Annotated in this window: 25 protein-coding genes; 8 read left to right on the plus strand and 17 right to left on the minus strand. The window is 55.7% G+C overall.

The features are described from left to right. Positions 1-119: 119 nt before the first annotated feature. Positions 120-1,472 carry a xylose isomerase gene (xylA, locus tag PG731_RS01870; protein ID WP_270771788.1) on the minus strand — a complete coding sequence of 451 codons (1,353 nt, stop codon included), beginning with the start codon at positions 1,470-1,472 and terminating at the stop codon, positions 120-122. A gap of 88 nt (positions 1,473-1,560) precedes the next feature. Between xylA and PG731_RS01875 the strand changes: the two genes are divergently transcribed. Beyond that, on the plus strand, positions 1,561-2,805 hold the full coding sequence (locus tag PG731_RS01875) for an ROK family transcriptional regulator (RefSeq protein ID WP_270771791.1): 1,245 nt from the start codon (positions 1,561-1,563) through the stop codon (positions 2,803-2,805). Between the two features lie 77 nt (positions 2,806-2,882). Next, positions 2,883-3,905 carry a LacI family DNA-binding transcriptional regulator gene (locus PG731_RS01880; RefSeq protein ID WP_270771793.1) on the plus strand — a complete coding sequence of 341 codons (1,023 nt, stop codon included), beginning with the start codon at positions 2,883-2,885 and terminating at the stop codon, positions 3,903-3,905. A gap of 236 nt (positions 3,906-4,141) precedes the next feature. On the opposite strand, the gene PG731_RS01885 is transcribed toward PG731_RS01880, so the two are convergent. From PG731_RS01885 to PG731_RS01915, 7 genes are all read right to left on the minus strand, one after another. Next, a complete protein-coding gene (locus PG731_RS01885) occupies positions 4,142-4,705 on the minus strand; it encodes an RpiB/LacA/LacB family sugar-phosphate isomerase (protein ID WP_270771795.1) in 564 nt (187 codons plus the stop codon). Beyond that, positions 4,705-5,748, minus strand: coding sequence for an ABC transporter permease (locus PG731_RS01890; RefSeq protein WP_270771797.1), 1,044 nt, complete (start codon positions 5,746-5,748; stop codon positions 4,705-4,707). The genes PG731_RS01885 and PG731_RS01890 overlap by 1 nt, the downstream gene beginning before the upstream one ends. 14 nt (positions 5,749-5,762) lie before the next feature. Then, positions 5,763-6,773 (minus strand): ABC transporter permease, encoded by a 1,011-nt coding sequence (locus PG731_RS01895; RefSeq protein ID WP_101628129.1) that lies wholly within the window; start codon positions 6,771-6,773, stop codon positions 5,763-5,765. 5 nt (positions 6,774-6,778) lie between these two features. Continuing rightward, positions 6,779-8,287: a sugar ABC transporter ATP-binding protein gene (locus PG731_RS01900; RefSeq protein WP_270771799.1), complete on the minus strand. Its 1,509-nt coding sequence runs from the start codon at positions 8,285-8,287 to the stop codon at positions 6,779-6,781. A 113-nt stretch (positions 8,288-8,400) separates the two neighbouring features. Continuing rightward, the gene (locus tag PG731_RS01905; RefSeq protein WP_270771801.1) at positions 8,401-9,444 is read right to left on the minus strand and encodes an autoinducer 2 ABC transporter substrate-binding protein; all 1,044 of its coding nucleotides are present in this window, start codon (positions 9,442-9,444) and stop codon (positions 8,401-8,403) included. Positions 9,445-9,665: 221 nt separating this feature from the next. Next, positions 9,666-10,619 carry a ribokinase gene (gene rbsK, locus PG731_RS01910; protein WP_270771803.1) on the minus strand — a complete coding sequence of 318 codons (954 nt, stop codon included), beginning with the start codon at positions 10,617-10,619 and terminating at the stop codon, positions 9,666-9,668. A 139-nt stretch (positions 10,620-10,758) separates the two neighbouring features. Then, the gene (locus PG731_RS01915) at positions 10,759-10,887 is read right to left on the minus strand and encodes a hypothetical protein (RefSeq protein ID WP_270771805.1); all 129 of its coding nucleotides are present in this window, start codon (positions 10,885-10,887) and stop codon (positions 10,759-10,761) included. Between the two features lie 190 nt (positions 10,888-11,077). On the opposite strand from PG731_RS01915, the gene PG731_RS01920 reads away from it, so the two are divergent. Continuing rightward, complete coding sequence (locus PG731_RS01920) at positions 11,078-12,412, plus strand: aminotransferase-like domain-containing protein (protein WP_270771807.1); 1,335 nt, start codon at positions 11,078-11,080, stop codon at positions 12,410-12,412. Positions 12,413-12,484: 72 nt separating this feature from the next. Then, a complete protein-coding gene (locus tag PG731_RS01925; protein ID WP_270771808.1) occupies positions 12,485-13,495 on the plus strand; it encodes a D-alanine--D-alanine ligase family protein in 1,011 nt (336 codons plus the stop codon). 179 nt (positions 13,496-13,674) lie between these two features. Here PG731_RS01925 and PG731_RS01930 read toward each other — a convergent pair whose 3' ends face one another. From PG731_RS01930 to rpmH, 9 genes are all read right to left on the minus strand, one after another. Next, entirely contained in the window at positions 13,675-14,304 is a 630-nt protein-coding gene (locus tag PG731_RS01930) for an HAD family hydrolase (RefSeq protein ID WP_270771809.1), read from the minus strand. A gap of 248 nt (positions 14,305-14,552) precedes the next feature. After that, positions 14,553-15,920, minus strand: a complete 1,368-nt coding sequence (locus tag PG731_RS01935) for a ParB/RepB/Spo0J family partition protein (RefSeq protein ID WP_270771811.1) — start codon at positions 15,918-15,920, stop codon at positions 14,553-14,555. Positions 15,921-16,272: 352 nt separating this feature from the next. Continuing rightward, on the minus strand, positions 16,273-17,160 hold the full coding sequence (locus tag PG731_RS01940) for a ParA family protein (protein WP_270771812.1): 888 nt from the start codon (positions 17,158-17,160) through the stop codon (positions 16,273-16,275). A 180-nt stretch (positions 17,161-17,340) separates the two neighbouring features. Beyond that, positions 17,341-18,039 (minus strand): 16S rRNA (guanine(527)-N(7))-methyltransferase RsmG, encoded by a 699-nt coding sequence (gene rsmG / locus PG731_RS01945; protein ID WP_270771813.1) that lies wholly within the window; start codon positions 18,037-18,039, stop codon positions 17,341-17,343. Beyond that, entirely contained in the window at positions 18,036-18,560 is a 525-nt protein-coding gene (locus PG731_RS01950) for a Jag family protein (RefSeq protein WP_270771815.1), read from the minus strand. The genes rsmG and PG731_RS01950 overlap by 4 nt, the downstream gene beginning before the upstream one ends. A gap of 102 nt (positions 18,561-18,662) precedes the next feature. Next, positions 18,663-20,000 carry a membrane protein insertase YidC gene (gene yidC / locus PG731_RS01955; protein ID WP_270771816.1) on the minus strand — a complete coding sequence of 446 codons (1,338 nt, stop codon included), beginning with the start codon at positions 19,998-20,000 and terminating at the stop codon, positions 18,663-18,665. Positions 20,001-20,010: 10 nt separating this feature from the next. Further along, on the minus strand, positions 20,011-20,424 hold the full coding sequence (gene yidD / locus PG731_RS01960; protein WP_101628103.1) for a membrane protein insertion efficiency factor YidD: 414 nt from the start codon (positions 20,422-20,424) through the stop codon (positions 20,011-20,013). After that, positions 20,421-20,753, minus strand: a complete 333-nt coding sequence (gene rnpA, locus PG731_RS01965; RefSeq protein ID WP_243381215.1) for a ribonuclease P protein component — start codon at positions 20,751-20,753, stop codon at positions 20,421-20,423. Before rnpA ends, yidD begins: the two co-directional genes overlap by 4 nt. A 31-nt stretch (positions 20,754-20,784) precedes the next feature. Next, positions 20,785-20,925: a 50S ribosomal protein L34 gene (gene rpmH, locus PG731_RS01970; protein WP_101628105.1), complete on the minus strand. Its 141-nt coding sequence runs from the start codon at positions 20,923-20,925 to the stop codon at positions 20,785-20,787. Between the two features lie 509 nt (positions 20,926-21,434). Here rpmH and dnaA point away from each other — a divergent pair. The 4 genes from dnaA to PG731_RS01990 all read left to right on the plus strand — a co-directional run bounded on the left by dnaA (position 21,435) and on the right by PG731_RS01990 (position 26,575). Further along, positions 21,435-23,000 carry a chromosomal replication initiator protein DnaA gene (gene dnaA / locus PG731_RS01975; protein ID WP_442952640.1) on the plus strand — a complete coding sequence of 522 codons (1,566 nt, stop codon included), beginning with the start codon at positions 21,435-21,437 and terminating at the stop codon, positions 22,998-23,000. Positions 23,001-23,574: 574 nt separating this feature from the next. After that, positions 23,575-24,711, plus strand: a complete 1,137-nt coding sequence (gene dnaN, locus PG731_RS01980; RefSeq protein WP_270771821.1) for a DNA polymerase III subunit beta — start codon at positions 23,575-23,577, stop codon at positions 24,709-24,711. Between the two features lie 5 nt (positions 24,712-24,716). Continuing rightward, positions 24,717-25,904, plus strand: a complete 1,188-nt coding sequence (gene recF, locus PG731_RS01985; RefSeq protein ID WP_270771823.1) for a DNA replication/repair protein RecF — start codon at positions 24,717-24,719, stop codon at positions 25,902-25,904. Then, the gene (locus tag PG731_RS01990; RefSeq protein WP_270771824.1) at positions 25,901-26,575 is read left to right on the plus strand and encodes a DUF721 domain-containing protein; all 675 of its coding nucleotides are present in this window, start codon (positions 25,901-25,903) and stop codon (positions 26,573-26,575) included. Before recF ends, PG731_RS01990 begins: the two co-directional genes overlap by 4 nt. The last annotated feature ends 238 nt before the right edge of the window (positions 26,576-26,813 follow it).

Raw genomic sequence — 26,813 nt, forward strand, 5'->3', positions numbered from 1 at the left:
GCTCCAAAAGTAAGGGCTTTTCGAAGTGGCACCGATGCCACTTTTCCAAGCGAAGGAAGCGAAAGTACCCAAACGGGCGGTCACCAAAAGCTGGCGACCGCCCGTAAGGATAGTGTCGATCAGGCGCGGCCCAAAGTATCGACAATGTAGTTGTTAATCGTAGCCTTCACAGACTCGAGGTGGTCCGACTTTGTGGCTGCAACTAGGTCAGCCTGCGGAATGTCGAGTGAGTGTGCTTCCAGCGAGGCGAGGGAGGCTGTGCCATCTTCGACCGTCGCACCGATGCCCGAATCGAAGGACGAGTAGCGCTCGGAGACGAGGTCTTCGATAAGTCCTTCTTCGTGCATGCGGGCTGCGACCAACAGGCCGGCTGCGTAGGAGTCCATGCCAACAACGTGGGCGCGGAACAGGTCCTCAGCGGTGAACGAGGTACGGCGCGGCTTGGCGTCGAAGTTCAGACCACCGTGCGGGCCGATCTGGCCTTCTGCGAGAACCTCCCACATGACTGCGGTGGTCTCGTAGAGGTCTGACGGGAATTCGTCGATGTCCCAACCGATGAGCTTGTCGCCCTGGTTGGCATCGAGAGAACCGAGCATGCCAGCTTCGCGTGCCACGCGGATTTCGTGCTGGTAGGTGTGGCCAGCGAGGTTGGCGTGGTTGCCTTCAAGGTTCAGCTTGAAGTGATCCTGCAGGCCGTAGGTCTGGAGGAAGGCGATGGTGGTTGCTGCGTCGAAATCGTACTGGTGGCTCGTCGGCTCCTTCGGCTTCGGCTCGAGCATGAACTGAGCTTCGAGACCGATTTCCTTGGCGTAGTCAACGCACATCTGGAACATTGTTGCGATGTGGTCCTGCTCGCGCTTGAGGTCGGTGTTCCACAGGTTCTCGTAACCTTCGCGACCGCCCCAGAACACGTAGTTCTCTGCGCCCAGGCGCTTCGCGATTTCCAGGGAATGCTTCAGCTGTGCGCCGGCGTAGGAGTAGATCTCCGAGAACGGCGAGGTTGCTGCGCCGGAAACGAAGCGGCGGTTGGTGAACAGTGAAGAGGTGTTCCACAGTAGCTTGACGCCGGTTTCCTTCTGCTTTGCTTCGATCGCGTCGACAACCTTGTCGAGGTTTGCGTTGGTTTCGCGCAGGGTGTCGCCTTCGGGAGCGATGTCGCGGTCATGGAAGCAGAAGTAGTCAACGCCCAGTGCCTTGTAGAAGTCGAAGGCGTAGTCGACCTTGGCGAGTGCCAGATCGAGCGGCTTGGAGTACTTGCCATCGAAGGGGCGCTGCGCTGTGCCCTCACCGAAGGGGTCGACGAGTTCGGCCTGGAAAGAGTGCCAGTAGGCAACACCGAAGCGCAGCCATTCGCGCATGGTCTTGCCGGCGACCACTCGTTCGGCGTCGTAGTAGCGGAAGCCAAGACCCTGACGGAGCGACGATGTTCCGACGAAAGGGATCTTGTCGATGTTCCAGAGATTCTCAGACATGGTTGCCTCTCAGAGATTCAGAGATCGATTACGATCGCTTTTGTTACATAACAAAACATAGTTTGTGCTATGTACTAGAGTCAAGAGCATGGCAGCAGCAATTCGTCGACACACGTCGGTTTCCCAGCGAGCACCCCGGCGCCCATCAGAGCGCGCAATGGCGGGCGTGAAGGCTGAAAGCCTGCGTGCAATGAACCTCTCCCTCGCCCTGCGACACATCCTTGCCGCACCCGGAGAGATCTCCCGATCAGGCATTTCTCAAGCAACAGGCATTACGCGTGCCACCATCTCGCGCCTCGTCGATGAACTCATCAACGCGGGTCTCGTTCTCGAACTTGAACCATCCATCGGCGGACGAGGCCGCCCAGCCAATCGACTCACACCAGCCCCAGGAAGGGCGGTCGCACTGGGTCTCGAAGTCAATATTTCCGCCCTTGATGCTGTCATCATTGATCTAGGTGGCGACGAAATTGCGCGAAATCGCATCGAAGGCGACTTTGCGAACTCCGATCACGTCGAAGTGATGACCTCACTGGCCGACATGGCACACGCTCTCGTCGAGGAACATCTTCCCGATGGAGCATTTTACCTCGGCAGTGGGTTGGCTCTTCCAGGCCTCGTATCCCCCGACCGACTGGCACTCGCACCCAACTTGGGATGGCGCGATATCCCCCTAGAGAAGCTACTCACTCCCCTATCGGACCTCTACCCCGCAATCGTTGCCAACGAAGCCGACCTGGCCGCCTTCGCTGTCGCACACCCGCTTCCCGGCGTTCCCTCGGGGCCCGCGTCATTCGTCTACATATCGGGCGAAGTTGGCATCGGCGCCGGCATTATTGTCGACCATCGTCCGCTCAGCGGAGCACGCGGGTGGTCCGGCGAAATCGGCCACATCTGCGCAGACCCCTCCGGTCCCCTCTGCTCGTGCGGGGCTACCGGTTGCCTCGAGGCATACCTCGGTCTGCGCGCCCTCGCTGAGCGCTCCGGACTTGATCGCCACGCAACCGTTGAAGACATTCGCACAGCAGCCGAAAACGGTTCGAAGCAAGCACGTGAAGCCCTCGAAGAAGGCGGCGCAGCCCTTGGTCGAGCGCTTTCAGCCGTCATCAACTCTGCGGACATCCCACTGGTTCTGCTCGGCGGAATTGTCGCTGAACTGAGCGAATGGCTTGTGCCCGCAGCTGAAAAGGAAATCGAAACCCGCGTTCTTCAATACGCCTGGTCCCAGCCAAAACTCGAAGTAATCCGAGATTCCCAAGGTCTTGACTCGCGCGGAGCGGCATATCGAATTCTGCAGCGCTTGGTCGATGACCCCATGGCATGGACAGCATGACAAACTCCGCGGAACATCACGGTTTTCATTCAGGGTGCCGGCGCAATTTCACCCAATGTGCGGGTTAATCTGTATCCATGATCGGAGATGAGAAACCCCGCCCACGCCTTGTTGACGTCGCTCAAGTGGCAGGCGTTTCAGTTTCCACAGCTTCACGTGCTCTAGGACGCGGTTCCGAGCTCATCGGTGCGCAAACGCGCGACCACGTTCGAGAGGTCGCACGCAAACTTGGCTACCGAGTGAACCCGGTCGCCAGGTCTCTTCGCCTTGCCAAAACGAAGCAGATCGGCATGCTCGTCCCTTCGATCTCCAACCCGTTCTACACGGACCTCGTTGTTCAAGTCGAGCACCACTTATCCCAGCGCGGGCTCTCATTGCTCATTTCCGATGCGGAAATGTCTGTCACTACGGAAGACTTGAAGCTTCGCTCATTCGAAGGGGGTTCGGTAGACGGTCTGATCATCGTGCCCTGTCACGAATCTTTCTCAACGCCCTCCCTTGAGCGCACGGCAGCCTTGGTGCCAACCGTCCAGCTCGACAGGGCAGTCTCTTTGCCTCACATCCCATTCGTTGGCGTTGACGATGCGCACGGCGTTCGCGAAGTCTTAGGACACCTGAAGGAACGCGGAGCGCATCGCATCGCAATGCTGTCGAATACGGGCTCTGATCTATCGTCTGTTAAGCGCGTGACCGAAGCACGACGCGTTGCTCCCGAGTTCGGGATGGAACTTGCAGACAGCGATGTCCTTGAATGCAACCATTCCGTCGAATCGGCACGTAGCGCAGTTTCAACGTTAATCAACGGGGGAAATCGCTGGGACGCGATCGTATGCCTGAATGATCTTCTTGCCATCGGCGCAATTACAGAGCTCCGTCATCGTGGCTTTGGTATTCCCGAGGACATCATGGTCACCGGCTTTGACGATATTCAGTTCGCCGAACTGATGCGCCCATCAGTGACCACGCTACGCCAACCTCTTGCGGAAATTGCACGCCAAGGTGTAGAGCTTCTCCTTGACGAGTCGGACTCTGAGGTGCCCAAGCGCACCTTGGTTAAAGGTGAGCTGGTCATCCGGCAGTCGACGATCCCAGAATTTTAAACGGTCCGCAGCTGTACACAATCCCGAGGCTGAAAAGGCCCAAGGGTTAAAAAGCCCAGAGTTTTAGACCACCACTTTCTGAGCACTCTCGTCCGCGACCTTATCGGCATACTCTTACCGGCCTCGCAACACCGTAGCACCGTGACCTATACAGCAATCGGCGGGCCCACCACTGTCATGATGGACCCGCCGATTTCAGTTCAGATGTTGTTCAAACCGTCAGGATCTGCGTATCTTCAGTACGCAAGACCCTTCGGTTCGTCTGCCAGCACTGCCGACTGCGGGTTAACAACCTCGAAACCGTTTGCCTTGTAGGCCTCGTAGTCGAAGTTCTCGCACTCGTCAAAGCCGATGCGGTGGTAGGCGTAGAAGCCTTCCCAATCTTCGTAGCCGGTGCCCAGCTCCGACTCGAGGAATGCATCCGCCATGGCCATGCCCTTACGTTCAGCGACGTAGAAAGCGCCCATGGCCAGCAGGTTTGCGCTGTTCGCGGCAGCTGCGCGGCGAGCTGACGCAACGGATTCACAGACGGCTGCATGAACGTGCGGAACCTTTGAGGCTGCGATGTGGATACCCATGCCGGTGCCACAGAATGCCAGTGCTCGCTCGAATTCACCTTCGGCGATCTTCGCACCCAGAGCAAAACCGACTCGGTGATACATGGGAGTCTTATCAAGGTCCGGCGTAATGTCGGTGACGGTCCACCCACGATCCTGAAGGTGCTTCTTCACGGCCTCCTTCAGAGGGAAACCAGCGAAGTCGGCGCCGACGACAACGTGCTTGCTTCGTACGGTCTTCATTACTTCTTCCTTCCCGCAAGGAGGCCCTTAAAGGGGTTCTTGCCGTTGAGTTCATTCATGCTGATAACGAACAGCAGGACGCCACCCCAGATGAGGGGTCGGTAGAAATTGGAGATATTCGGGAACATGTTGAGACCCGAAGACAGGACCTGCAGCACGAGGATCGCCATGACGACGCCGGCAATTCGACCACGGCCACCGTTGGGGTTCACGCCACCGAGGACGACGATCAGAACGGTCAGCAGTGTGTAGCTTGCTCCGTAGTCAGCCTTCGCGGAATTGTAATTCGCCAGCATGACGATGCCTGCGACGGCTGCCATGATGCCCGACAGGATGTAGGTGCGCATCAGCAGGCTGGTGATCTTCAGACCGGCAAAACGTGCCGCGGTTTCGTTCGTGCCGATCATCAGGATCTTGGTGCCAAAGCCGGTCAGGGTGAGGATCAGGCCGACGATGACGCAGCAGATGATGAAGATGACAAGCGGCATGGGGATAAGGCCGCCCAGACGGGCTGCGAATACCGAACCGAATGCGTCGGGCACGCCTGAAACGGGCTTGCCTTCAGTCAAGATGATGGCGACGCCACCGAAGAGTTCGAGTGTGCCCAATGTTGCGAGGATTGGCGGAATCTTCAGCATGGAGACGAGAATGCCGTTGATGGCACCGCAAATTGTGCCAACAAGCAGTGCGATGACCAGTGCGATCACGACAGCGAGACCTGCTTGGCCGCCACCGTCGCCGGTGAGCATTGCTCGCAGGACAAGGGCTGCGCTAATTGATGTCACGTTTGCGATTGCCACGACCGAAAGGTCGATGCCTGCGGTGAACATGGTCAGCATGACGCCCAGGGCCATCAGACCGAATTCAGGGAACTGGATTGCCATCGACTGCCAGGTACGCAGGGCGAAGAAGGGGCCCGGGCGAATCACGGCGAAGAAGATAAGTAGCAGAGCGAAGACGATGACGAGCCTCGTCATGTAGGCATCCTTCGTCATGAAGGACGGGAGTGCGAAAGAACGCTTCTTTACGGATTCAGTAGTCATTTCACGCTCTCCTTTCACAGAATCGAGGCTCGTTGCTTGCGGCTACGAGCAACCTGGATTGCTGAAACGCCGGTACCAACGATGATCAGCAGGCCGAGCGCGAAGCCCTGCCAGAAGGTGGGAATACCGGTCAGAATCATGGAGTTCTGAACAATGACGATCAGCAGGGTGCCAAGCACGACGCCGGTCAGGGAGCCGGTACCACCGGTAATGGCGGTTCCACCAAGGACGACGGCCGCAATGACCATCATTTCCATACCAAGCAGGTTGGTCGGGTGCATCTGACCCATGGAGGTCGTACGAACCATGCCCGCGAGTGCGGCGATGACACCAACCATGACGTAGAGCCAGAACTTGGTGCGACGGACCTTGAAGCCTGCTCGTTCTGCTGCGGATTCATCGCCACCGATGGCGAAGATACCACGACCGAACATCGTGTATCGGGTGATGAAGTAGGCGATGGCCAGGACAACCACGAAGATGAGGAAGCTGGTCGGCATCGCGGACTGAAGTCCGGATTGCGTGTTCGTCACCGTAAACAGTGAGCTAGCGCCGAAGTTCTTCATGGATTCGGGGATGTTCGGGATCTGCACAGAGTTCAGTGCGCCCTGCATGACACCGGAGAAGACGTTCGAGGTACCGAGCGTGATGATCAGTGTGGGAACGGTCAGCCATGAGGTGAAGATACCGTTGAAGGCACCAAGCAGTGCACCAAGGAGCATTGCCATCAGGAAGGGGACGATGACCGGTCCGTTGAATCCCTGATCGACAAGGAAGCGCGTGGTTGCGTAAACGGCAAGCGATGCGAGGGCCGGGAAGGACACGTCGATGCCACCGGAAACCAGAACAAGGTGGGCGGCGACGGCGAAGAGTCCGGGGACGACCATTGCGTTTGCCAGGTCAACAAGGTTGTTTGCCGTGAAGAACTGGCCGCTTCGTGCCTGGATGACGAGTGCGAGGGCAACGATAACCAGGAAAACCCAGAATTCGTTGGCTCGCAGGATCTTTGTTTTAAGAGACGTCATGTTCATCACGCTCCTTGGGTAGCAACGTCACGCGACATCAGTTCGCCGAGTTCGGCTTCGGATGTCTGGGCGGGGTCGATGGATTCACGGATTCGGCCAGCACGCATGATGAGGACCTTCGAGCAGTTCGTCAGAACTTCCGCGATGTCGTCAGAGATGATGACGATGGCCATGCCTTCGCGTGCGAGACGTTGAAGGATGGAGTGAATCGTGTACTTGGAACCGATATCAACGCCGACCGTCGGACCGTTGAGGATCAGGACATCCGGTTTTGTTGCAAGCCACTTGGCAAGAACGACCTTCTGCTGATTACCGCCGGAGAGAGTGGAGACCGCGTTGTCAGGATCGGGGGTTGCGACCTCGAGGTCCTTGACCCAACGCTTCTCTTCTTCGGCAATGCGCTTCTTATCGAGAACACCGAGTGCACCAGCGAATTCGTCCATTTCTGAGATGACGATGTTTTCGCCGATGGAGCGTGACAGGAAGAGACCTTCTGTCAGTCGGTCTTCGGGGACCAGTGCGATACCGGCATCGATCGCGTCTTGGATGGACTTCAGGGTGACGGTCTTGCCGTTGATGGTGATCGATCCGGCGTTCGTGGGCAGGGCGCCGAACAGTGCAAGAGCGAGTTCGGTACGGCCAGACCCGAGCAGACCCGTAATACCCAGAATTTCGCCACCGTGGAGCGAAAAATTCACGCCTTCGAAAGCCCCTTCTGAGCCTAGATCCTTGACCTCAAGGACGGGGTTTTCAGTCAAGGTTGACGCTTCGAAGCGAGTTTCGTCGAATTCCTTGCCCGTCATGTACTTAGCGAACTTGTGACGGTCGAGTTCGGATGAATCGCAGGTGATGACCTTTTCGCCGGAGCGCAGGATCGTGAAGCGTTCGGAGATTTCGAAAACTTCTTCGAGCTTGTGCGAAACGAAGAGGATCGCAATACCGCGTGCTTTCAGATCGGAGATGATCTTGAAGAGGGCGTTGACCTCGTTCTTCGTCAGTGCCGTTGTGGGCTCGTCCATGATAATGAGCTTGGCGTCTGACATGAGTGCACGGCAGATGGCGACCAGCTGCTTGTCGGCAACCGAAAGATCACCAACGCGCGCATCAAGGTCGACATTGAAACCGATCTTGGCAACTGCTTCTTCAGCGATCTTTCTCAATCGCTTCCAATTGACGAGCTTTCGTCCGGCCGCGACCTCCGTCGTCATAGCAAGGTTTTCCATAACCGACAGGTTCGGGAAGACGGAGAAGTCCTGATAGATGACCTGGACACCCGCGTCGATCGCTTCGAGCGGCGTCATCTTGGTCCAAGATTTTCCGTTAATTTCGATGGTTCCCGAGTCTGGCTCGTGGACACCAGAAATAACTTTAATAAGCGTTGATTTTCCGCAGCCATTCTCGCCGGCAAGACAGTGGATTTCACCGGGAGCGATGTCAAGATTGATGTCGTGAAGAGCATGCACACCAGCAAAAGACTTGTTGATGTTCTTCACTGAAATAAGCGGCGTTGTCATAAATCGATTCCTTCCAGCCCGCATTGAGCGCATAGAGATACGCGATCGCGATTTCAGTGCTTCAACAGCATCGGTGCTGGGCAAAGATGCCCAGCACCGATGCCGAGGAGCTATCAGAAGCCGAAGCTATCGACGTTGTCCTTGGTGATCTGGATCCAGCCGTTGCCTTCCAGGACCTTGTCGGAGCCCTCAGAGAAGTGCATCTCTTCGTAGCCCTTGACGCCCAGGTTGACACCGTCAGTGATCTCTTCACCGTTCAGGATCTTGGTGGCGAGTGCCGCCATTGCGTAGCCAGCATCTGCCGGATCCCACAGGGTCAGCGCTGCAACGAGGCCCTTATCGAGGATTTCCTTATTGGCTGCCGGCATACCGGTACCTGCGGTGAAGACCTTGTCCTTCAGGCCAAGTTCGTCAATTGCGCGTGCAACGCCGGGAGCGTCAAACGAGGAGGTGCCCAGGATGCCCTTAACCTCGGGGTACTTCTTGAGAACTTCCTTGGCGACCTGGTAGGCGGTTTCGCCGTTGTCTTGAGACTCAACACGAGGTTCTGCCTCGAGCAGGGTCATGTTCGGGTAGGCCTCCTTCTGACGTGCAACTGCACCGTCAGCCCATTCGTTGTGGGAAGCGTTCGTCACGTGGCCGACCATCGTGGTGTAGATGCCTTCTTCACCCATGGCTTGTGCGAGGTTGTCCATGATGAATGCGCCGTACTTGGCATTGTTGAAGGCTTCAATGTCGTACATCGTGTTTTCCTGCGACGCACCTTCGTGTGTCACAACAACGATGCCTGCATCCCTTGCTTCCTTGAGGGCGGGCTCAATTGCGCCCGGATCAACCGGAACGACGCCGATTGCGTCAACGCCCTGCGCAATGAGGTCCTGGATAACCTGCGCCTGCATGGTGGCGTCAGTTTCCGATGGGCCCTTCTGGAACACATTCATGCCTGTGTCGGCTGCGTACTTCTGAACGCCGGCCTCCATACGGACGAACCACGGGTTAGTGGCGTCCTTAGGAACGATGGCGATCGTGTAGTCGCCGTCACCCGATCCGCTTGCTGCGCCGGAGGCTGCAGTGTCACCCGCACCACCAGAGCACGCTGCAAGTGCAAGTGCTGAAGTGAGAACGATTGCACTAGCGGCTACAATACGAGACTTCATGTTGACTCCTTGAGATTCACATCCACATTGATGAGGATCGTTGCACACGAGGTGCGTGGATCGTTTCGTTGCATCACACCGCCACCATTAGCGGTATGACATGCGCGAATGATCGACCAAATAGACAGCTATCCATCTGATCGTTCGTACGAACATGCTAGATGGTATGTTGCACAGCACACGCGGAGCAAGCTTCTTCACGTGATGTTGTGCAATCGTTATCAAAGCCTAAATACCCGCGATGTTGCCAGGTCCGACCCGGCCTCAGAAAGCCAGGCAGAGAATTCTTGCGCGTCACGGTAGGACTTCTGAGCACCGCGACCCGTCACCGACAGTGCCGCGTATGCGTTTGCCAGTTCCAGGGCTTCGGTTTCGTTGAGCCCCTCAGACAGGCAGTGCGAGAAACACCCAATGAAGGCATCGCCCGCTCCGGTTGTGTCAATCGCCTTCGCCGGGAATTGCTCCAAACGAACGTCTCCCCCGTCAGCGGAGAGCCACCGGACTCCTCGAGACCCGAGCGTGACGATAACGTTTGTGCATCCGGCATCCAAAAGGACCTGCGCTGCAACACGAACCTCATCGTCGGTGGACGTCGGCAGTCCGGTCAGTAGCTCGAGCTCCGTCTCGTTGGGCATGACGTACTGGCACTTCGCCGCGAGCGCCAAGTCGAGTTCCTTCGTTGCGGGCGCGGGGTTAAGAAGAACCGGAATACCAAGACGGTTACCCAAAGCGATTGCGGCCTTCACAGTTTCGAACGCGATTTCCAGCTGAAGAACAATCAGTGAGCATTCGCTGATCGCGTCGGTGGCCTCTTCAAGGTCCTTTGGGGTCAGGCTTTTGTTCGCACCCTTGACGATGATGATGGAGTTATGTGAATCCTGGTCAACGAAGATCGGGGCGACGCCGGATGTTCCGTGAACCTGCTTCACGAACGAGGTGTCGATGCCGTTGTTTCGGTAGTTCTGCAGGTAGGTCTCACCGAATGCATCGTCACCAACGCAGGTCACCATCGTGACTTTGGTGCCGAGTTTTGCGGCTGCGATTGCTTGGTTTGATCCTTTTCCGCCGAATCCGATCTCGAAGTCCAGCGCTTCGATGGTTTCGCCTTCGACGGGCATGCGGGTGATGTACGTGATCAGATCAGTGTTGTTCGAACCGATGACTGCGATGCTCATGGAATCACCTTGGTAAAGAGGTTGAGGGGTTAAGAGCGTATTTATGGGCGACGATGCTCACGTTTAACGCCGGATGAGATGATGCTAGCGCAAACGTTTGCGTTCTGTCATCCACTTATCATGTTTTTCTCCGTCGGAATCATTTCGTTATGAAATCCGCTTCGGCGTGCTCACCTTCAGCAGAAAGAAGAACGAGGCTGCCGCGCCTGCTGAAGCTGTGCGCCTCATTGGTGGGCGCGGCCTCGTACCCCTCATCCTTGATGATCATCCTTGGTACTCGTGGCGCTTAGCTTCTCAGCGACGCTCCACTCTCCGTTTGTCCATAACCGCCCACCCTATTCACTATGTGGCACTAAATAGTGGCAGACTAAGAACAAGTGTTGCCTCGGTCACGACCATACAACGCTGGCACACCGCATCCACGCGGTGAGCCACCAAACCAAGAGAAGGAAGGTCCAGTGAGCACGCAAACGCAGAATCCGGACAGCAATCAGCAGGGAAACCGACTCGACCCGTGGTTTAACGCCTACGCAGAGCGAGCTCACAACCTGCGAGCTTCCGAGATTCGTGCACTGTTCTCCGTCGTCTCACGACCTGAAGTTGTCTCCCTTGCCGGTGGAATGCCGAACCTGAAGGACCTCCCCCTCGACCAGCTCGCTGAATCAGCGAAGCGCCTGATCTCAGCGCACGGTGCCCAGGCCATGCAGTACGGCTCAGGCCAAGGCTGGGAAGTTCTGCGCGAGCGCATCACCGAAGTCATGAGCTACGACGGAATCGTCGGCGCTGATCCCGACGACGTTGTCATCACCACCGGGTCGCAGCAGGCTCTCGACCTGATGACCGAACTCTTCATCGATCCGGGCGACGTCATTCTGTGTGAAGCACCATCGTACGTTGGTGCACTTGGCGTGTTCCGTGCCCGTCAGGCCGATATCGCGCACGTCCCCATGGACGACAAGGGCATCATCCCTGCCGAACTGGAACGCGTCATCCGCGAGGTCCGCGCATCGGGTCGCACCATCAAGATGCTCTACACCATCCCGAACTTCCACAACCCGATGGGTGTCACCCTGTCGCTGGAACGTCGCCCGCAAATCACCGAGATCTGCATGCGCGAAGGCGTCCTCATCATGGAAGACAACCCCTACGGTCTGCTCGGCTTCCACTCCGACCCCATGCCGGCACTGAAGAGCTTCTCCCCCGAAGGCGTCGTCTACCTCGGCTCCTTCTCGAAGATGTTCGCCCCGGGCTTCCGCATCGGCTGGGCCTACGCGCCACACGCCATCCGCGACAAGCTGGTTCTCGCATCCGAATCCGCAATCCTCTCCCCCTCGATGATCGGTCAGATGGCAATCGCCGACTACCTGTCCAGCTATGACTGGTATTCGCAGGTCAAGACGTTCCGCGCCATGTACGCCGAACGTTGCCAGGCCATGATGGACGCCCTCGAGGAATTCATGCCCGACTGCGAGTGGACCCATCCCGACGGCGGCTTCTACACATGGGTCACACTCCCCGAGGGCCTCGACGCTAAGTCCATGCTCCCTCGCGCAGTTCGCGCCCAGGTTGCCTACGTGTCAGGCACCGCGTTCTACTACAACGGCGAAGGCGCAGACCACATGCGCCTCTCCTTCTGCTACCCGACTCCCGAGCGTATTCGCGAGGGCGTCAGGCGACTTGCCACCGTCGTGAACGCAGAGAAGGAACTGGTCGACATGTTCGGTGCCGGCTTCCACCGTCAGAACATCGATGAAGTTGGCCCGGGCGTAGCACCCGCACCAAACGCACTCTGACCCGTATAAATACTTCGGCGCATCATCGCGCACCCACACATCGGCATACCACTATTACTAAGGAGTAATCCCGTGGCATTAAAGGTCCTCATCATTGCTGGCGGCCTCACACACGAGCGCGACGTCTCGGTCCGCTCCGGACGCCGAGTCGCAAACATCCTCACCCAGGCCGGCTATACCGTGCGCGTTGCCGACGTTGATCACCAGCTGACCAGCGTCATTGACGAGTTCGCACCCGACGTCATCTGGCCCGTCGTCCACGGCTCCATCGGCGAAGACGGTTCTTTGCAGACTTTGCTCGAGGCAATCGGCATCCCCTTCGTCGGCTCCTCATCCGTGCAGGCGATGCTCGCGTCGAACAAGCCGACAGCTAAGTCCTTGCTCGGCTCGGCTGGCTTGGTAACACCCGGCTGGGTTTCACTCCCCCAGATCCTCTTCCGCCAAATCGGTGCCTCCCAGGTTCTCGATGCTATCGAGTCACAGACTCAGTTCCCCGTCATCATCAAGCCGACCGACGGCGGTTCTGCTCTTGGCCTCTCCGCAGTTCATGACCCTGGCGAACTCCGTAGCGCGATGGTCGATGCCTTCGCCTACGGTGAGCACATCATGGTCGAGGAACTCATCCAAGGCCGTGACATCGCAGTTTCCGTTGTCGATCTAGAAGACGGTCCTGTGGCTCTCCCTCCGGTTGAGATTTCAACCGACGGTGGTCGCTACGACTACGCGGCGCGTTACACAACGGACGAAACCGAGTACTTTGTGCCCGCCCGCTTCACCGAGGAACAGCTCGATGTTCTACGCCAAGCAGCCGTCGAGGCACACACGATCCTCGGTCTGCGCGACCTGTCGCGTATCGACTTCGTTGTCGATGACGAAGGCACCTGCTGGTTCATCGATGCTAATGTCACGCCGGGTATGACGGATACGTCGCTACTCCCCCAGGCCGCCGACGCTGACGGTTCCTTCGCTGAACTGTGCACGCGCATCGTTGAGTTCGTTGCCGCTGACCGTCACGTTCGGGGCATCGAAGACAAGGTCGACCCTTCCGCTTCCTATGACGACGAGGCCGGCCAGACCGAATAGGGTTTCACTTCAATCAGTGGCCGGATTGCGCATCCCAATGCGCGGTCCGGCCACTGGAGTATTTGACGATGTTTCACGTGAAACAATGACGAGCTTATCAACAGAAATGCTCGTGAAGAATTGGGAAGAGATCGAATGACCCCGGCGCTAAGCGTTGGAATCCCGCAACACATTGAAGATTACTTCAGCATCCCCAGAGCATGAAGATCCGCACGCGCCTGGGATGCATTTTCCCAGAGCAGGCCCTTCATTCCCAGAAGCTCTGCGGCACGAACATTCTTCTTGCGGTCGTCGATAAAAACAGCATCTTCAGCGTCCACATCAAAACGTTCGATAGCTTCACGGTAGATCGAGCGATGAGGCTTCGCGGAACCAACCTCGCAAGAGAATACGAAGTCATCAAAGTGCTGTGCCCAGGCGGTGACGCGGATTTCTTCAGCAATAGCGAAAGGCGCGTTTGAAAGAATGCCTAAGACGATGCCGTTTTCTTCCAGTTCACGAATAATCTGAACGGCCTGTTCGACGGCGTCGTGCATTCGAATCGAATCATACGCAACCAACTGAGCAATCTGATCATCGGTGATCCGTGGTGCACCGCAGTCGCCTGCTACGCGATCCCAGAATTCGCGATCCGAGCACCCCTCGTCGTAGCTGGCACGGTGTGCCCACATTGCTTGGTCAACAAGGGAAACAAAAGCATCGTCGGTCTGTCCGAGGATCTCAGCTACACGCCGAGGCTCAGGATGAGATTCGACCAGTACTCCACCAACGTCAAATAGGGCGACATGTGGTGTCTGCTGTTGCGACATGTGGCCCCCTAATGCTTGTGATGGTGTCTCTATTGTTTCCGATTGACTTCCGTTTAACCACTTTCGTGTCGAAAGACACGCCACATAGTGAACACCCGTCAGAAACCGCGCAATTCAAGCGAAAACACGGCTTTATAGGGTTTTCAAAGGAGCCGATTATGCATTCTTTACGGACTTGGTGCGCACTACCGATCCAGGCAACGACGACCCGAGGCCAACGTATTCCAAGCAGGACAACGCCGGAAACGTTACCGCTTCTGTTCTGCGATCAGGTTCGCAATACGTTGGAGATCTTCTTCGCCAGCAAACTCAATCACGATCTTGCCTTTGCGGGCACCTTCCGTGATCGTCACACGAGTTTCATAGAGATCTGACAAAGAGCTAATCACCGACTGCCCAAGAGCAGACACAATCTTTTCGCGCCTGCGCGTGGAACCCGTCTGAGCTTTCACCCGTCCCAAGCGAATCAGTTCTTCAGTTGTGCGTACCGAAAGGCCCTCAGCAATAATACGTTGCGCAAGAGATTCCATCTCTTCAGGGCTATTCAATGCGAGCAATGCACGCGCATGACCAGCAGAAATAGTCTGCGCGGCAACCTTGCTTTGAACCGATGGTGGTAGTTTCAACAGTCGCATTGTGTTCGCAATTTGCGGACGAGAGCGTGCGATTCTCTTCGAAAGCTCTTCCTGAGTTGTGCCGAAGTCGGCCATCAGCTGCTGGTATGCAGATGCTTCTTCCAGCGGATTCAATTGCGCACGATGAAGGTTTTCCAAGAGCGCATCGCGCAAAAGATCAGAGTCTTCCGTTTGGCGAATAATTGCCGGAACTGTCTCAAGACCAGCTAGTTCGGACGCACGAAGACGCCTTTCACCCATGATGAGTTCAAAACGAGCATTCGGCTTCTCTGCAAGAAACTCCTGCATTCGCTCACTCATCGGAGCGTCAAAGTTAATCGGACGCACAACGATCGGTTGAAGAACACCGACCTCACGAATCGAGTCGCGAAGTTCGGCAAGATCATCTTCATCGAAAACTTCACGAGGTTGCCTGGTATTCGGAACGATTAGATCGTGCGGAATTTCAGCGAATGTTGCACCTGGAACCGGAACGAGGTTGTCCAATGTTTCACGTGAAACATTCGCTTCATCAGACGACACGTCATGCTGAGCCAGCTGCTGATTCGATTCCTGAGCACCGTGTTTATCGAAAGCATCAGCAATGGGGGACAGACTACGTAGCTCCGATTTCGACTGAGCTGAACGCGCTTTCGTGGCACTCAAACGCGTTTTTACGTTTTCCTCAAGGCTTTCTGCTGGCGAAACAGACGTGGACACCTCACCCTTTTTAGCCCGTGAAGATGCTTTTTTCGTCGTCTTTGGAGCGGACTTTGTTGTCTTCGGATTCAGAAGAGACGCTGCTGAACCTCCGCGTGTACGCGCCACTGAAGGAGCTTGGCCAGCCGGACGAGCGGGGAAGAACACATCGAGAGGATTTGATGGAACACTGGGGGATGACGACTCAGTCGATTGAGTATCAATCTGATTTGGAATCAGAGCACCGAGCCCTTTACCCAATGCTGAGTGACGGCCACCTGCGGTCGATTTCTTCTCTGCCATCATTAACCTCCGTGACGAGTTTAGACTTCATTGTTTCACGTGAAACATCAACGTGCATATCTCGTGACACAGGGTTGCAGAAAGGTGCAGTGAGCAATTGGCACATATGAATAGCGTTCTTCATACAAGCAGAGAACAGGTAATCATCGCCAATGTTTCACGTGAAACATTGGAAGCAGAGGCATCCAAAAGTGCGCAACGATACACGCTACAACGTGATTGTTTCACGTGAAACAATTTCTAAGGCCAACACCCGCCACACATAGAATAACTATTATTATCGCAGGTCAAAGGCTATTTGATAACGCCGAAGCGGAGCAGGCGAACAAAAACTACCCCGAAAAATCCCTGGTTAGCTCTGCTGAGCAAGACGCAGACTGAGCTCTAAAGCGGCCTTGCGATACGCAAGTGCACCGGTGTTACGCGGGTCGTAGGTAACGACGGTCTGACCGTATGAAGGAGCCTCGGAAATACGAACGGAGCGGGGAATGACCGTCTGCAACGTCAAAGCGGGGAAGTGGGTACGAACCTCGGCTTCAACCTCTTCGCTGAGTCGCGTTCGCTTATCCACCATTGTCAGAAGCATCGTGGAAACGTGGAGCTTCGGATTCAGGTCAGAGGCAATGCGGTCAATAGTGCTCCAGAGTTGTGAGAGTCCTTCAAGAGCGTAGTACTCGGTCTGAATCGGAATCATGACCTCGTGGGCGGCAACCATGACATTCAGGGTGACAAGACCGAGCGATGGGGGACAGTCGATCAAGACGACATCAACATCGCGCGCCGTTGCAAGGAAATGCTTGACCGCGTCGGCCAGGCGAAATTCGCGGGACGGTAAATCAACCAGTTCGATCTCTGCGCCTGACAAATCAATCGTCGCCGGGCACACTAAAAGCCCTTCAATATCGGGGCATGGCTGAAGGACCTCGGCCAAGGGAGTGCCACCAATCAGAACATCGTACGTAGACGGTGTTCCTGCGGGGTGTTCAATGCCGAGCGCACTTGATGCATTGCCCTGAGCATCGGCATCGATGAGGACAACCGACAGGCCACCCAATGCAAGACCGGCAGCAATGTTAACGGCAGATGTTGTCTTTCCAACGCCACCCTTTTGATTAGCGACAGCGATGACGCGAGTCTTCGAGGGGCGACCGAAGGTAGCAGCATCCAGGATCTGACGATCGCGCATATTCTGTTCGATCTGAGAAAGCAGGGGAGTATCACTCCGCTTACCTGAACTCATCTGAGATCCTCTCTTGAAACTGCTATCGACGAATGCGCGCCCTAGAACGAGTTCTAGGCGAACACCCTATGAAAGTCTACGGGCGACCATAGGTAAATTGAACGACAGACGCTAGGCGTCATAGCCCACGTGTCGAGAACCGAAGCTTCACAGCGTTAACGACGGTGGCACACCCAGAGCCTACTTCTGGCGCTTACAGACAACCACGTACGTAGATTCTTCTTCCATGATGGAAGGAACCTCGTGGATTTGAGCGCGCAAATGATGGCTCTTCAATTCCTTGGCTGCCTCATCAACTTCGATGGGTGCACGGCGCCCCTTCAAAGCGACCAGTGATCCGCCCGGAGCAATGAGCTTCGTTGTCATGCGGATCAGTTTCGACATATTGGCGACCGCGCGTGCGGTAATCGCGTCAGCCTGTCCTTTGCCACGCAGTTCTTCGGCGCGCACCTGATGCAGAGTGACATTGTCCAATGCTAGGTGGTCAATGACATCGCTCAACCACTCGCAACGACGCTGCATGGGTTCAGCAAGGTGGACATCCAATTCAGGACGGCAGATCGCGATGATGATACCGGGAAGTCCCGCGCCCGAACCGATGTCAAGAATCTGCCCCGTGCGGGGAAGGAAATCGAGAACGGCTGCTGCATTGACAGCGTGACGCGACCACAGTCGAGGCATTTCACGCGGACCAACAAGTCCTCGAATTTCGCCTTCTTCTTCGAGCATGTGGACGTATTCTTCGACGTCCGAAAAAGCCGGTCCGAAGAATTCGCGTACCTCATCGGTGGGCTGTTCCGGGATAAACGGATCGCCAACCTTGCGCTTCAGCGGGTCAAGAAACTCGCCCTGACCAGCTGAAATATCAAGTTTGCTCACTCGGCGTCGCTCTCTTCACCCTCGTCGGATTCATCGGCGGGAAGGATGACAACGCAACGGTGGGGTTCGGAACCCTCGGACTCGGAATGCAGGCCCTCGGTGGCGACAACGTCGTGGCAGACCTTGCGCTCGAAGGGGTTCATCGGGTCGAGCTTCTGAGCCTTGCCGGTGGCGCGCAGGCGTGCGATTGCTTCCATCGTGACATCCTGCAGTTCAGCCTTGCGGTTGGCGCGGAAGCCAGCAATGTCGAGCATCAGGCGCGAACGTTCACCGGTTTCGGTCTGAACTGCCAGACGGGTCAGTTCCTGAAGTGCGTCGAGGACCTCGCCGTCTTCACCGACCAGGCGTTCGAGTGTACCGGACTCTTCGGAGATAATCTCGACGCTTGCGCGATCATTCTCAACGTCGATCTCAATGTCGCCATCGAAGTCAGCGATATCCAGCAGCTCTTCCAGGTAGTCGGCTGCGAGTTCGCCCTCTTCTTCGAGGCGCTCAATCGTGGACTTGGTCTTCTCACTCATGTGGTTCTCCCTTTATTTTCAGCTTGGGTGCGATGCGCTATTCACGAGGTCGGCCACCCGGACAGAACTGGGTATCTGCAAACGGGCCGAGCTTCGTATCCCTTAGCGCTTCTTCTTATTGGACTGGCGGCGGGCCTTGCGACGCTCTTGACGACGGCGCTCGAGCTCATCGGCTGACAGGCCGGAAGTGTCTAAGACAGCGGCTTTGCGATCTTCGCGAGCACGATCGCGTTCGGACTGTGCCTTGCGCTGTTCGCGGGACATCTTCTTAGCCTGCTCGCGTTTTTTCTGCTGGGCGCGACGTTCATCAGCCTTCGCGGTTGCATCCTTGACGCCACGCATCCACATTTCGTCGGGAAGCGTGGTCCATTCCTGCATGGACAGGTTGCGCAGGACAGAGACCTTTTCGCCGGCGCTCATGGTTTCAGGGAAGTCGGTGGCGACCTTCTGAGCCTTGGCCTTCGAGGCTGCTTCAGCGAAGGTCTTCTCGTTCAGAGCGATAACCTCGGCGTTGTCAGCAGTTGCGGGCAGGGCAGAGCGGGCTTCGTCGTAGGAAGCGAAGAAGGGCTTTGCCCATTCGGCGTAGCGAGCTTCGCGGTGTGCGACGAGCTCCTTATAGGCCGGCGAGCCGGGGGTCGGCATGACCTTGATCGTCCAGAAGGACTGACCGAGTGCCCAGAAAGAACCGGTCAGCATGTAGACCAGAACGCCCATCTGGAAGAAGGCGCCGGAGAACACGAACATCAGTGGCATGACGTAGAGCATGGACTTCTGAGACTGAACCATCGGGTTGTTCGGATCCATTGCCGGTGGCATGTTGCGAACCATAGACATGCGCATGGAGTAGAACTGCAGGCCAACCATCACGATAATCGCGATGACGAAGACGGCGACGGCAACAGTGCCATCACCGGAAGTAATGGTGTGCGACAGCGGGACACCGAAAACAGTCGAGCCGTTGATGTCGGATGCGACTGCCTGGGTGATCGGACCGAGATGATCGGTTTCGATGCCGGCGTACTTGTAGGTGCCTGCTGCTAGGTCCTTAACCGCGTAGATGGCGCGGTACATGGCGAACAGGATCGGCATCTGGACCAGCAGTGGCAGACAGGAAGCAAAGGGGCTGACCTTGTACTTCTTGTAGAGAGCCTGAGTTTCTTCGGCCTGCTTCTGACGTGACAGCTGGTCGGTCTTGCCCTTGTACTTGGCTTGGATGCGCTGCATTTCAGGCTGGACAGCCTGCATGGCGCGCGAGCTCTTAATCTGCTTGAGGAACAGCGGCACGATCATGATACGAACGATCAGGGTCAGCAGGACGATTGAAATCACCCAGGCTACGCCCGAACCGGATGAGAATCCGATCAGCTCGAGGAAATCGTGGATCTTCACCCATACCCACGCCACCGCTACGGCGAAGGGGTGAAGGATCTTGTCAAACATGCGCGCTCCTTCAAGAAGTGCGGACGCTGGAAGCGTCCTTCGGTCGTCCGGCGGATGCCGGGAAATTCTGGGGGGTGGTGAACGAAGCATATTCGTCGCTCATGCCCATGGGGGCGGGTCGCACGATGTCGGTTGCGTTACCGGCCCAATCGTCTGGTGGTACCCATGGCTCTGGTTTCCAGTGTCCAACTTCGGGGACGTGGTCGACTCCGCCGTGGCTCCAAGGGTTGCATCGAAGGAGTCGCCAGGTGCCAAGGATGATGCCTTTGACAACTCCGTGGATTTCGATGGCTTGGAGCGCATACGCCGAGCAGGTGGGTGCATATCGACATCGTGGTGCGATTCTGAGTGAAATGTACCGCTGGTAGAAACGAATCGGGTAAGTGAAGATTCGCCTTACTAGCTCACGAGGCCACGCACTCATCGAGCGTCCCACTTCTTCCAGGCGCGGTGAAGAGCCGAGTCTAGGTGTGTAGCGAGCTCGTCTGATGTACAGCCGAGGGCCTGGGAGCTTGCTCGAACGACGATGCGTGAACCGTCGGGCAGAGTGTCGAGCCGATCGCGCATGAGGTGCCGGAGCTGTCGTTTCACACGGTTGCGTCCCGTGGCCAGTTTGATTTCCTTTTTGGGTACGACGAAACCGACGAGGGAATTCAACTGACCCTCGTCGGTTCGAGCGTGGACAATCAGGACTCGATCTCCGGCCCGTTTACCCTGTCGAAAGGTTAAGCGGAAATCGTCTGGATCGACCATCCGGTGTGCGCGAGGCAACACCAGTGCAGTCTCAGGCAGACAGCTTTGCGCGACCCTTGCGGCGACGCGATGCCAGAATGGCGCGGCCGGCGCGGGTGCTCATGCGCAGACGGAAACCGTGCGTCTTGGCACGACGGCGGTTATTGGGCTGGAAAGTCCGCTTGGTGGTCACAGCTGTTCTCCTTGGCGGCGAGCACCAGCACCGCTGGCACTCACCTTATCGGTTGTATTGATTCAGATTCCACCGCACCCGTTGTGCGCAGGAACCTCTTGCGCGCCCATTTGCGTGGGCACAGACAGATATTCAGATTAGAAGTTCGGGTTGTATCAGTCAATGTGAGGGCGCTGTCTGTGACGAAGTCCCCGTATCCACAACTGTGGAATACCTTGGGGATAACTTTTCCACAAATGAAAATCACACGAATTTCTTTTCGTTAGCGTGAACGTCGATTCTTTGGCAGAACTACGCGCTGACACTTTTGTAACTACATATATGTGATTTAAAGGTTTTTATCCACAACTTCATCCACAGGCTGTGAATCATCCACAAGACAAGTAGAGTAGCGACGTCGCCACTGCTCAATGAGGGGCATAATTCGGTGATAGACCTCACGCAACTTCGCACTATTTAAAGGATCGATTGTGGAAACTCCATCGTTGAATGCTGCTTGGACACAAGCATTGGAGTTACTTGCCAAGACAGATCTTGGTCCAGCAGGCATGGGATTTCTTCAATCCACACGTCCTTTGGGCAATATCGAAGGCACAATCCTTCTGTCCGTTCCCAATGACTTCACGAAGAACTGGATTGAACGCTCATCGTCGAGCGTCACGGACGCTCTATCTCAGACCTTTGGAAAACGCATCAGGATCGCCATCACCGTTGATCCGGACATGGAACTGCCAGAAACCACCAACGAAACAGAGCACCAGGCGAAGAATGTGGGGGCGGCCTCGTCAACCGAAGATAATCAACCAACTACCAATGAGATACTCAGCGCGGGGCACCACCACGCCGGCGATACACCCACCTATGCACAGAGCTTTTCGTACCCGTCGGCAGAAGAACGACTTCGGCAGCTCGAAGGTGTTGAAGCCATCAATGACTTCCCAGATTCTTCGTTTGAAGAGCCCGATCCCAAGCGATTCTCATACGTTGCACCTCAATCAACCGGTCGCGAACTCGATACCTCGTCAGCCAGGCTGAACCCGAAACACACATTCGATACCTTCGTTATTGGTCCGTCGAACCGCTTCGCTCACGCGGCAGCAGTTGCCGTTTCGGAATCTCCGGGAACTGACTTCAACCCGCTGTTTATCTACGGCGAATCCGGACTGGGAAAAACACACCTTCTGCAAGCAATCGGCCACTACACTCTGTCGCTCTACCCAAACCAGAAGGTCCGCTACGTATCATCCGAGGAATTCACCAACGAATTCATCAACGCAATTCGCGTCAACAACCCCGATAACTCTGCCGTTGAAGAATTCCACCGTCGATACCGTGAACTCGACCTACTGTTGATCGACGACATTCAATTCCTTTCTAAGAAGGAACAGACGATGGAAGGTTTCTTCCATACGTTTAATGCCCTCTATCAGGCCAATAAGCAGATCGTCATTACCTCGGACGTTCAGCCCAAACACCTCGAAGGCATTGAGGAACGTTTGAGGTCGCGCTTCGGATCAGGTCTGCTGGTTGACATTCAGCCACCAGATCTGGAAACGCGTATTGCGATCTTGCAGAAGAAGACCTCGGATGAAAATCTGGATATTGACCCTGAAATCTTCACGTACATTGCTGAACGTATTTCGTCGAATATTCGTGAGCTCGAAGGCGCAATCCTTCGCGTAGTCGCGTATGCGAACCTCTACCACGAGAAGATTGACCTAGCGTTGGCAGAGATGACCTTGAAGGACTATATCTCTGACCCAGACGACACTGAAATCACTATTCCGCTGATCATGGGTCAGTGTGCAAAGTATTTCAACGTCACTATCGACCAGCTTTGTTCAACTGATCGCAGTCGCGCGATTGTCGAAGCACGTCAGATCGCCATGTATCTCTGTCGCGAGCTCACCGAATTATCTTTGCCAAAGATCGGTCAATCATTTGACCGTGACCATTCGACGGTCATGCATGCGAATAAGAAGATCTTGGAACAAATGAAACAGCGTCGCGAGGTCTATAACGACGTCACTGAACTGACGAATCGGATTAAGAAGGCATCGCGAGGCGAAAACTGACGACTCGACCTGTTGCGGTCACCCTATTCGAAGTCTGTACCCCTTCAAAGATATCGAAGGGCGGAACCATACCTGCCTGCCGTCACTGCACATCGAATATCAGAGCTTTCCTCGGTGTGAATGACGCAGTGGAAAACGTGTCATTTGTTGGTGATGGAGTGGGCTTACTTGTGAATGACAAAATCCAGTCATTTTTCATCCACAACTGCTCCTGTGTCATTCACACGATCGTACTCAACTCTATCCACGATCAGTGTGGCGATATTCCAACGAAAAACACGGTTTTCCACTGTGTACACAACACTGATGATGAAAGTTCCTTTTAAAAAACGCGTAGCAAAAAAATCAACCAACCAGATGTGAGCGCTCCACCTTGTGGATTCACGCTGAATGAGTCAATTGGAATCTATCGCGTTGGACGCGGTGAATGACGGGCAACCGAACAACGATAAAAGTGTCAGACGATAGTTATTGACAACAAATTATTTCCCACGTGAATAGTTGTGGTGCATACAGGTAGAATGGCGAGGCATATGTCGTACGTACGTTGACCGAGTTTTAATTGGAGGCCGGCATGAAGTTCACCGTCGCGAGGGACGTTCTTTCTGAGGCAGTGTCGTGGACTGCTCGTGCCCTGCCTGTTCGCCCTGCTAGCCCCATCCTTGCCGGTGTTCGTATTCATGCAGCCAATGAGGAACTGACCCTTTCATCATTCGATTACGAGGTCTCCGCTAATTCGCGTATTCCGGCCAATGTGGAAGAAGAAGGTGAAGTTCTGGTTTCAGGTCGCCTGCTGGCAGACATTTCCAAATCGTTGCCGAATAAGCCAGTCACCATTGAACTTGATGGTCAGAAGGTGAATATGCGATGCGGTTCTTCGCACTTCACGCTTGCTGTTATGCCTTTGGATGAATATCCGTTGCTTCCGGCTCAGCCACCGCTTGCGGGCACCGTTGACTCCGAGGTTCTTTCGCAGGCTGTTTCTCAGGTTTCTATTGCCGCATCGCGCGATGACACTCTGCCGATTCTGACCGGTGTTCGAATGGAAATCGACGGCGAACACATGACCTTGCTTGCCACTGACCGTTACCGTCTGGCAATGCGTGAACTTGATTGGGAGCCTGCTGATACTTCGATCGAACAGGTTGCCCTAGTGAAGGCTCGCATTCTTCAGGATGTTTCGAAGTCAATGACGTCGGGTGCCAAGGTCGAAATTGGTCTGTCCAATGAAATAGTTGCGGGCGGGGCTTCGTTGATTGGCTTCACATCGTCGAATCGTCGGACCACGTCGACCATGATGGATGGCGATTACCCGCCGGTTCGTGGACTGTTCCCTGAATCTACGCCGATCACCGCAGTGTGCGACTGCCACGAACTGCTTGAAGCTGTGAAGCGTATGTCGCTGGTTGCAGAGCGCAAGACTTCGGTTCGCCTGTCTTTCTCGGATGGTCAGCTGGTTCTCGAAGCCGGTCAGGGCGATAACGCTCAGGCATCCGAAGCAATTGAAGCCCACCTGAATGGTGAAGATATTGCGACCGCGTTCAACCCGCAGTTCCTGCTTGATGGACTGGGCGTTCTCGACACGGATTTTGTTCGTTTCGGTTTCACTCACCCGACCAAGCCTGCCGTGATGACCGGCCAGTCGAAGGTGGATGAAGGCGAAGTGACGCAGTTCCGCTACCTGTTGATGCCGATTCGCTTCGGTGCCTGATCTTCATGCGCGTCTCGCACGTCGCGCTTGATGATTTTCGATCATGGGGCCACGTCGTCATTGAATTACCGGCTGGTCCCACGGTCTTTCTTGGCGCTAACGGTCAGGGGAAAACGAACCTCATTGAGGCCATCGCGTACCTGTCGACGTTTTCTTCGCACAGGGTGTCTGCGGAGTCCTCGCTGGTTCGTATTCCGTTAGATGCCGAGGAGCGCCCGCCGGCTGGGGCGTTTGTCCGCGTGAAGACAGCCTTGGAAGACGATCGCTCCCAGGTTCTTGAGCTTGAGATCGTGCGTGGCAAGGCAAATCGGGCGCGAATTAATCGCACGAACGTGAAGCCGAAAGACATTCTGGGTCTCGTTCGTACGGTTGTCTTTGCACCCGAGGACTTGCAGATTATTCGCGGAGATCCCAGCGTACGCAGGGCATTTCTTGATGATATTGCGGTTCAGATTCACCCCTTGTATTCGCAAACGAAGTCTGATTTTGACAGAGTGGCGCGTCAGCGGGCTGCGTTGATAAAGCAAGCGCAGGTGGCATTGCGACGTGGTCGCGTCCCAGATATTTCAACACTGTCTGTGTGGGATGAGCGGTTCGCTGAATTGTCCAGCCAGGTCACGGCAATGCGAGCATCTCTTGTTCGTCGATTGTCTGACCCCGTGGCAACGGCATATGACGATGTTGCCGATTCTCCTCGCCACTTGGCTTTGTCGATGAATGCGTCAATCGACCGAAAAATTGGGACGAACCCGGACGATTCGACAAGCGCCGACTTGGAGAATGTTGAGGCGCAGACTCAGCGTCTGTTGGCCGCCTTAGAACGTCTTCAGGATCAAGAGATGGAGCGGGGAGTGAACCTTGTGGGTGCTCACCGTGATGATCTGTCATTGTGTCTTGGACATATGCCTGTGAAGGGCTTTGCATCCCACGGTGAATCCTGGTCGGTGGGGTTGGCTCTGCGTCTTGGAGCCTTTGATCTTCTGGCTGATGACGGTGAAACCCCGATTCTGATCCTCGACGATGTGTTCGCTGAACTTGATACGAAACGGCGAGCTGGACTCACCACGCGTATGGATAAAGCGGATCAGGTGCTGATCACCGCTGCTGTTGAAGGCGATATTCCTCCCGAATTGGATGCACACGTTGTGAAAGTGGCGTGGTCGGTCGACAACGGTTCGGAAGTCCAAGAATGAACGAGCCCGAAGAAGACTTCCTGGCAGTGGCTTTGGCACGTGCTCAGATGGATGCGCGCGCACGAGGTTTCACGCGTTCACCCGTGCCCACGTTCGTCATGCAAGGAGTGAAAGGTCCGACTCCGGGGGCACTTGTTGGCGCGAATGAAGACTGCGCGGTGGATATGTCTCGTGGTCAGGTAGATTCGTCAGCCGAAGCTGATTTCAGCAACAAGATGGCTGAAGCCGGTGACTTGAGTGGCGTTGTTCAGGCTCAACGCCATCGCCCAGAGGTGTGGGTAAAGACACCGGGCATGGCGGCCATGCATCGCTCGTATCACCGGTATGGGCGTATTGATTCGATCCTGAGTTCGTTTGTGAAGGATAACGGCTGGTCGAATCAGACTCAGATTGCGTCGGTGTCGAATCGCTGGCCCGAGATTGTTGGTCCGAATATTGCCGAGCACACGCACATTGAAAGCTTCGAAGGCAAGAAGATTGTTGTGCGCTGTACGTCAACGGCGTGGGCGAAACAGCTGCAGTTACTGCTCCCCAGAATTCTGCGTCGCATCAGCGAGGTTGTCGGTAGTGGCGTGGTGGAACAGGTTATGGTTTTGGGGCCGGTGGCGCCTTCGTGGAAGAAGGGTCCGCTGTCGGTACGAGGCCGGGGTCCGCGCGATACATACGGCTGATTGGGGCCGGATCAGGTGACGATGATGCGACCGGAAAAACACGTGTTTTTTCCGGGTTTACGCGTCGGTGATTGCCTGTTTCTTATCGCGGTCAGGGTGTGACTGGTCACATACCTATATTCGCAGGTCAAAAGATATTTCATTGCCTTTATTACGGCGTGAGCTTCCCCGGTTTTATGGTCATTTTTGATAGAATTGATGCGGTAAATCGTTGGGTTTTTCATGCCCAGCTTGTATG

Origin of the sequence: Pauljensenia sp. OF14-1SRA (assembly GCF_027694595.1) — a bacterium.
Taxonomy (GTDB): domain Bacteria; phylum Actinomycetota; class Actinomycetes; order Actinomycetales; family Actinomycetaceae; genus Pauljensenia; species Pauljensenia turicensis_B.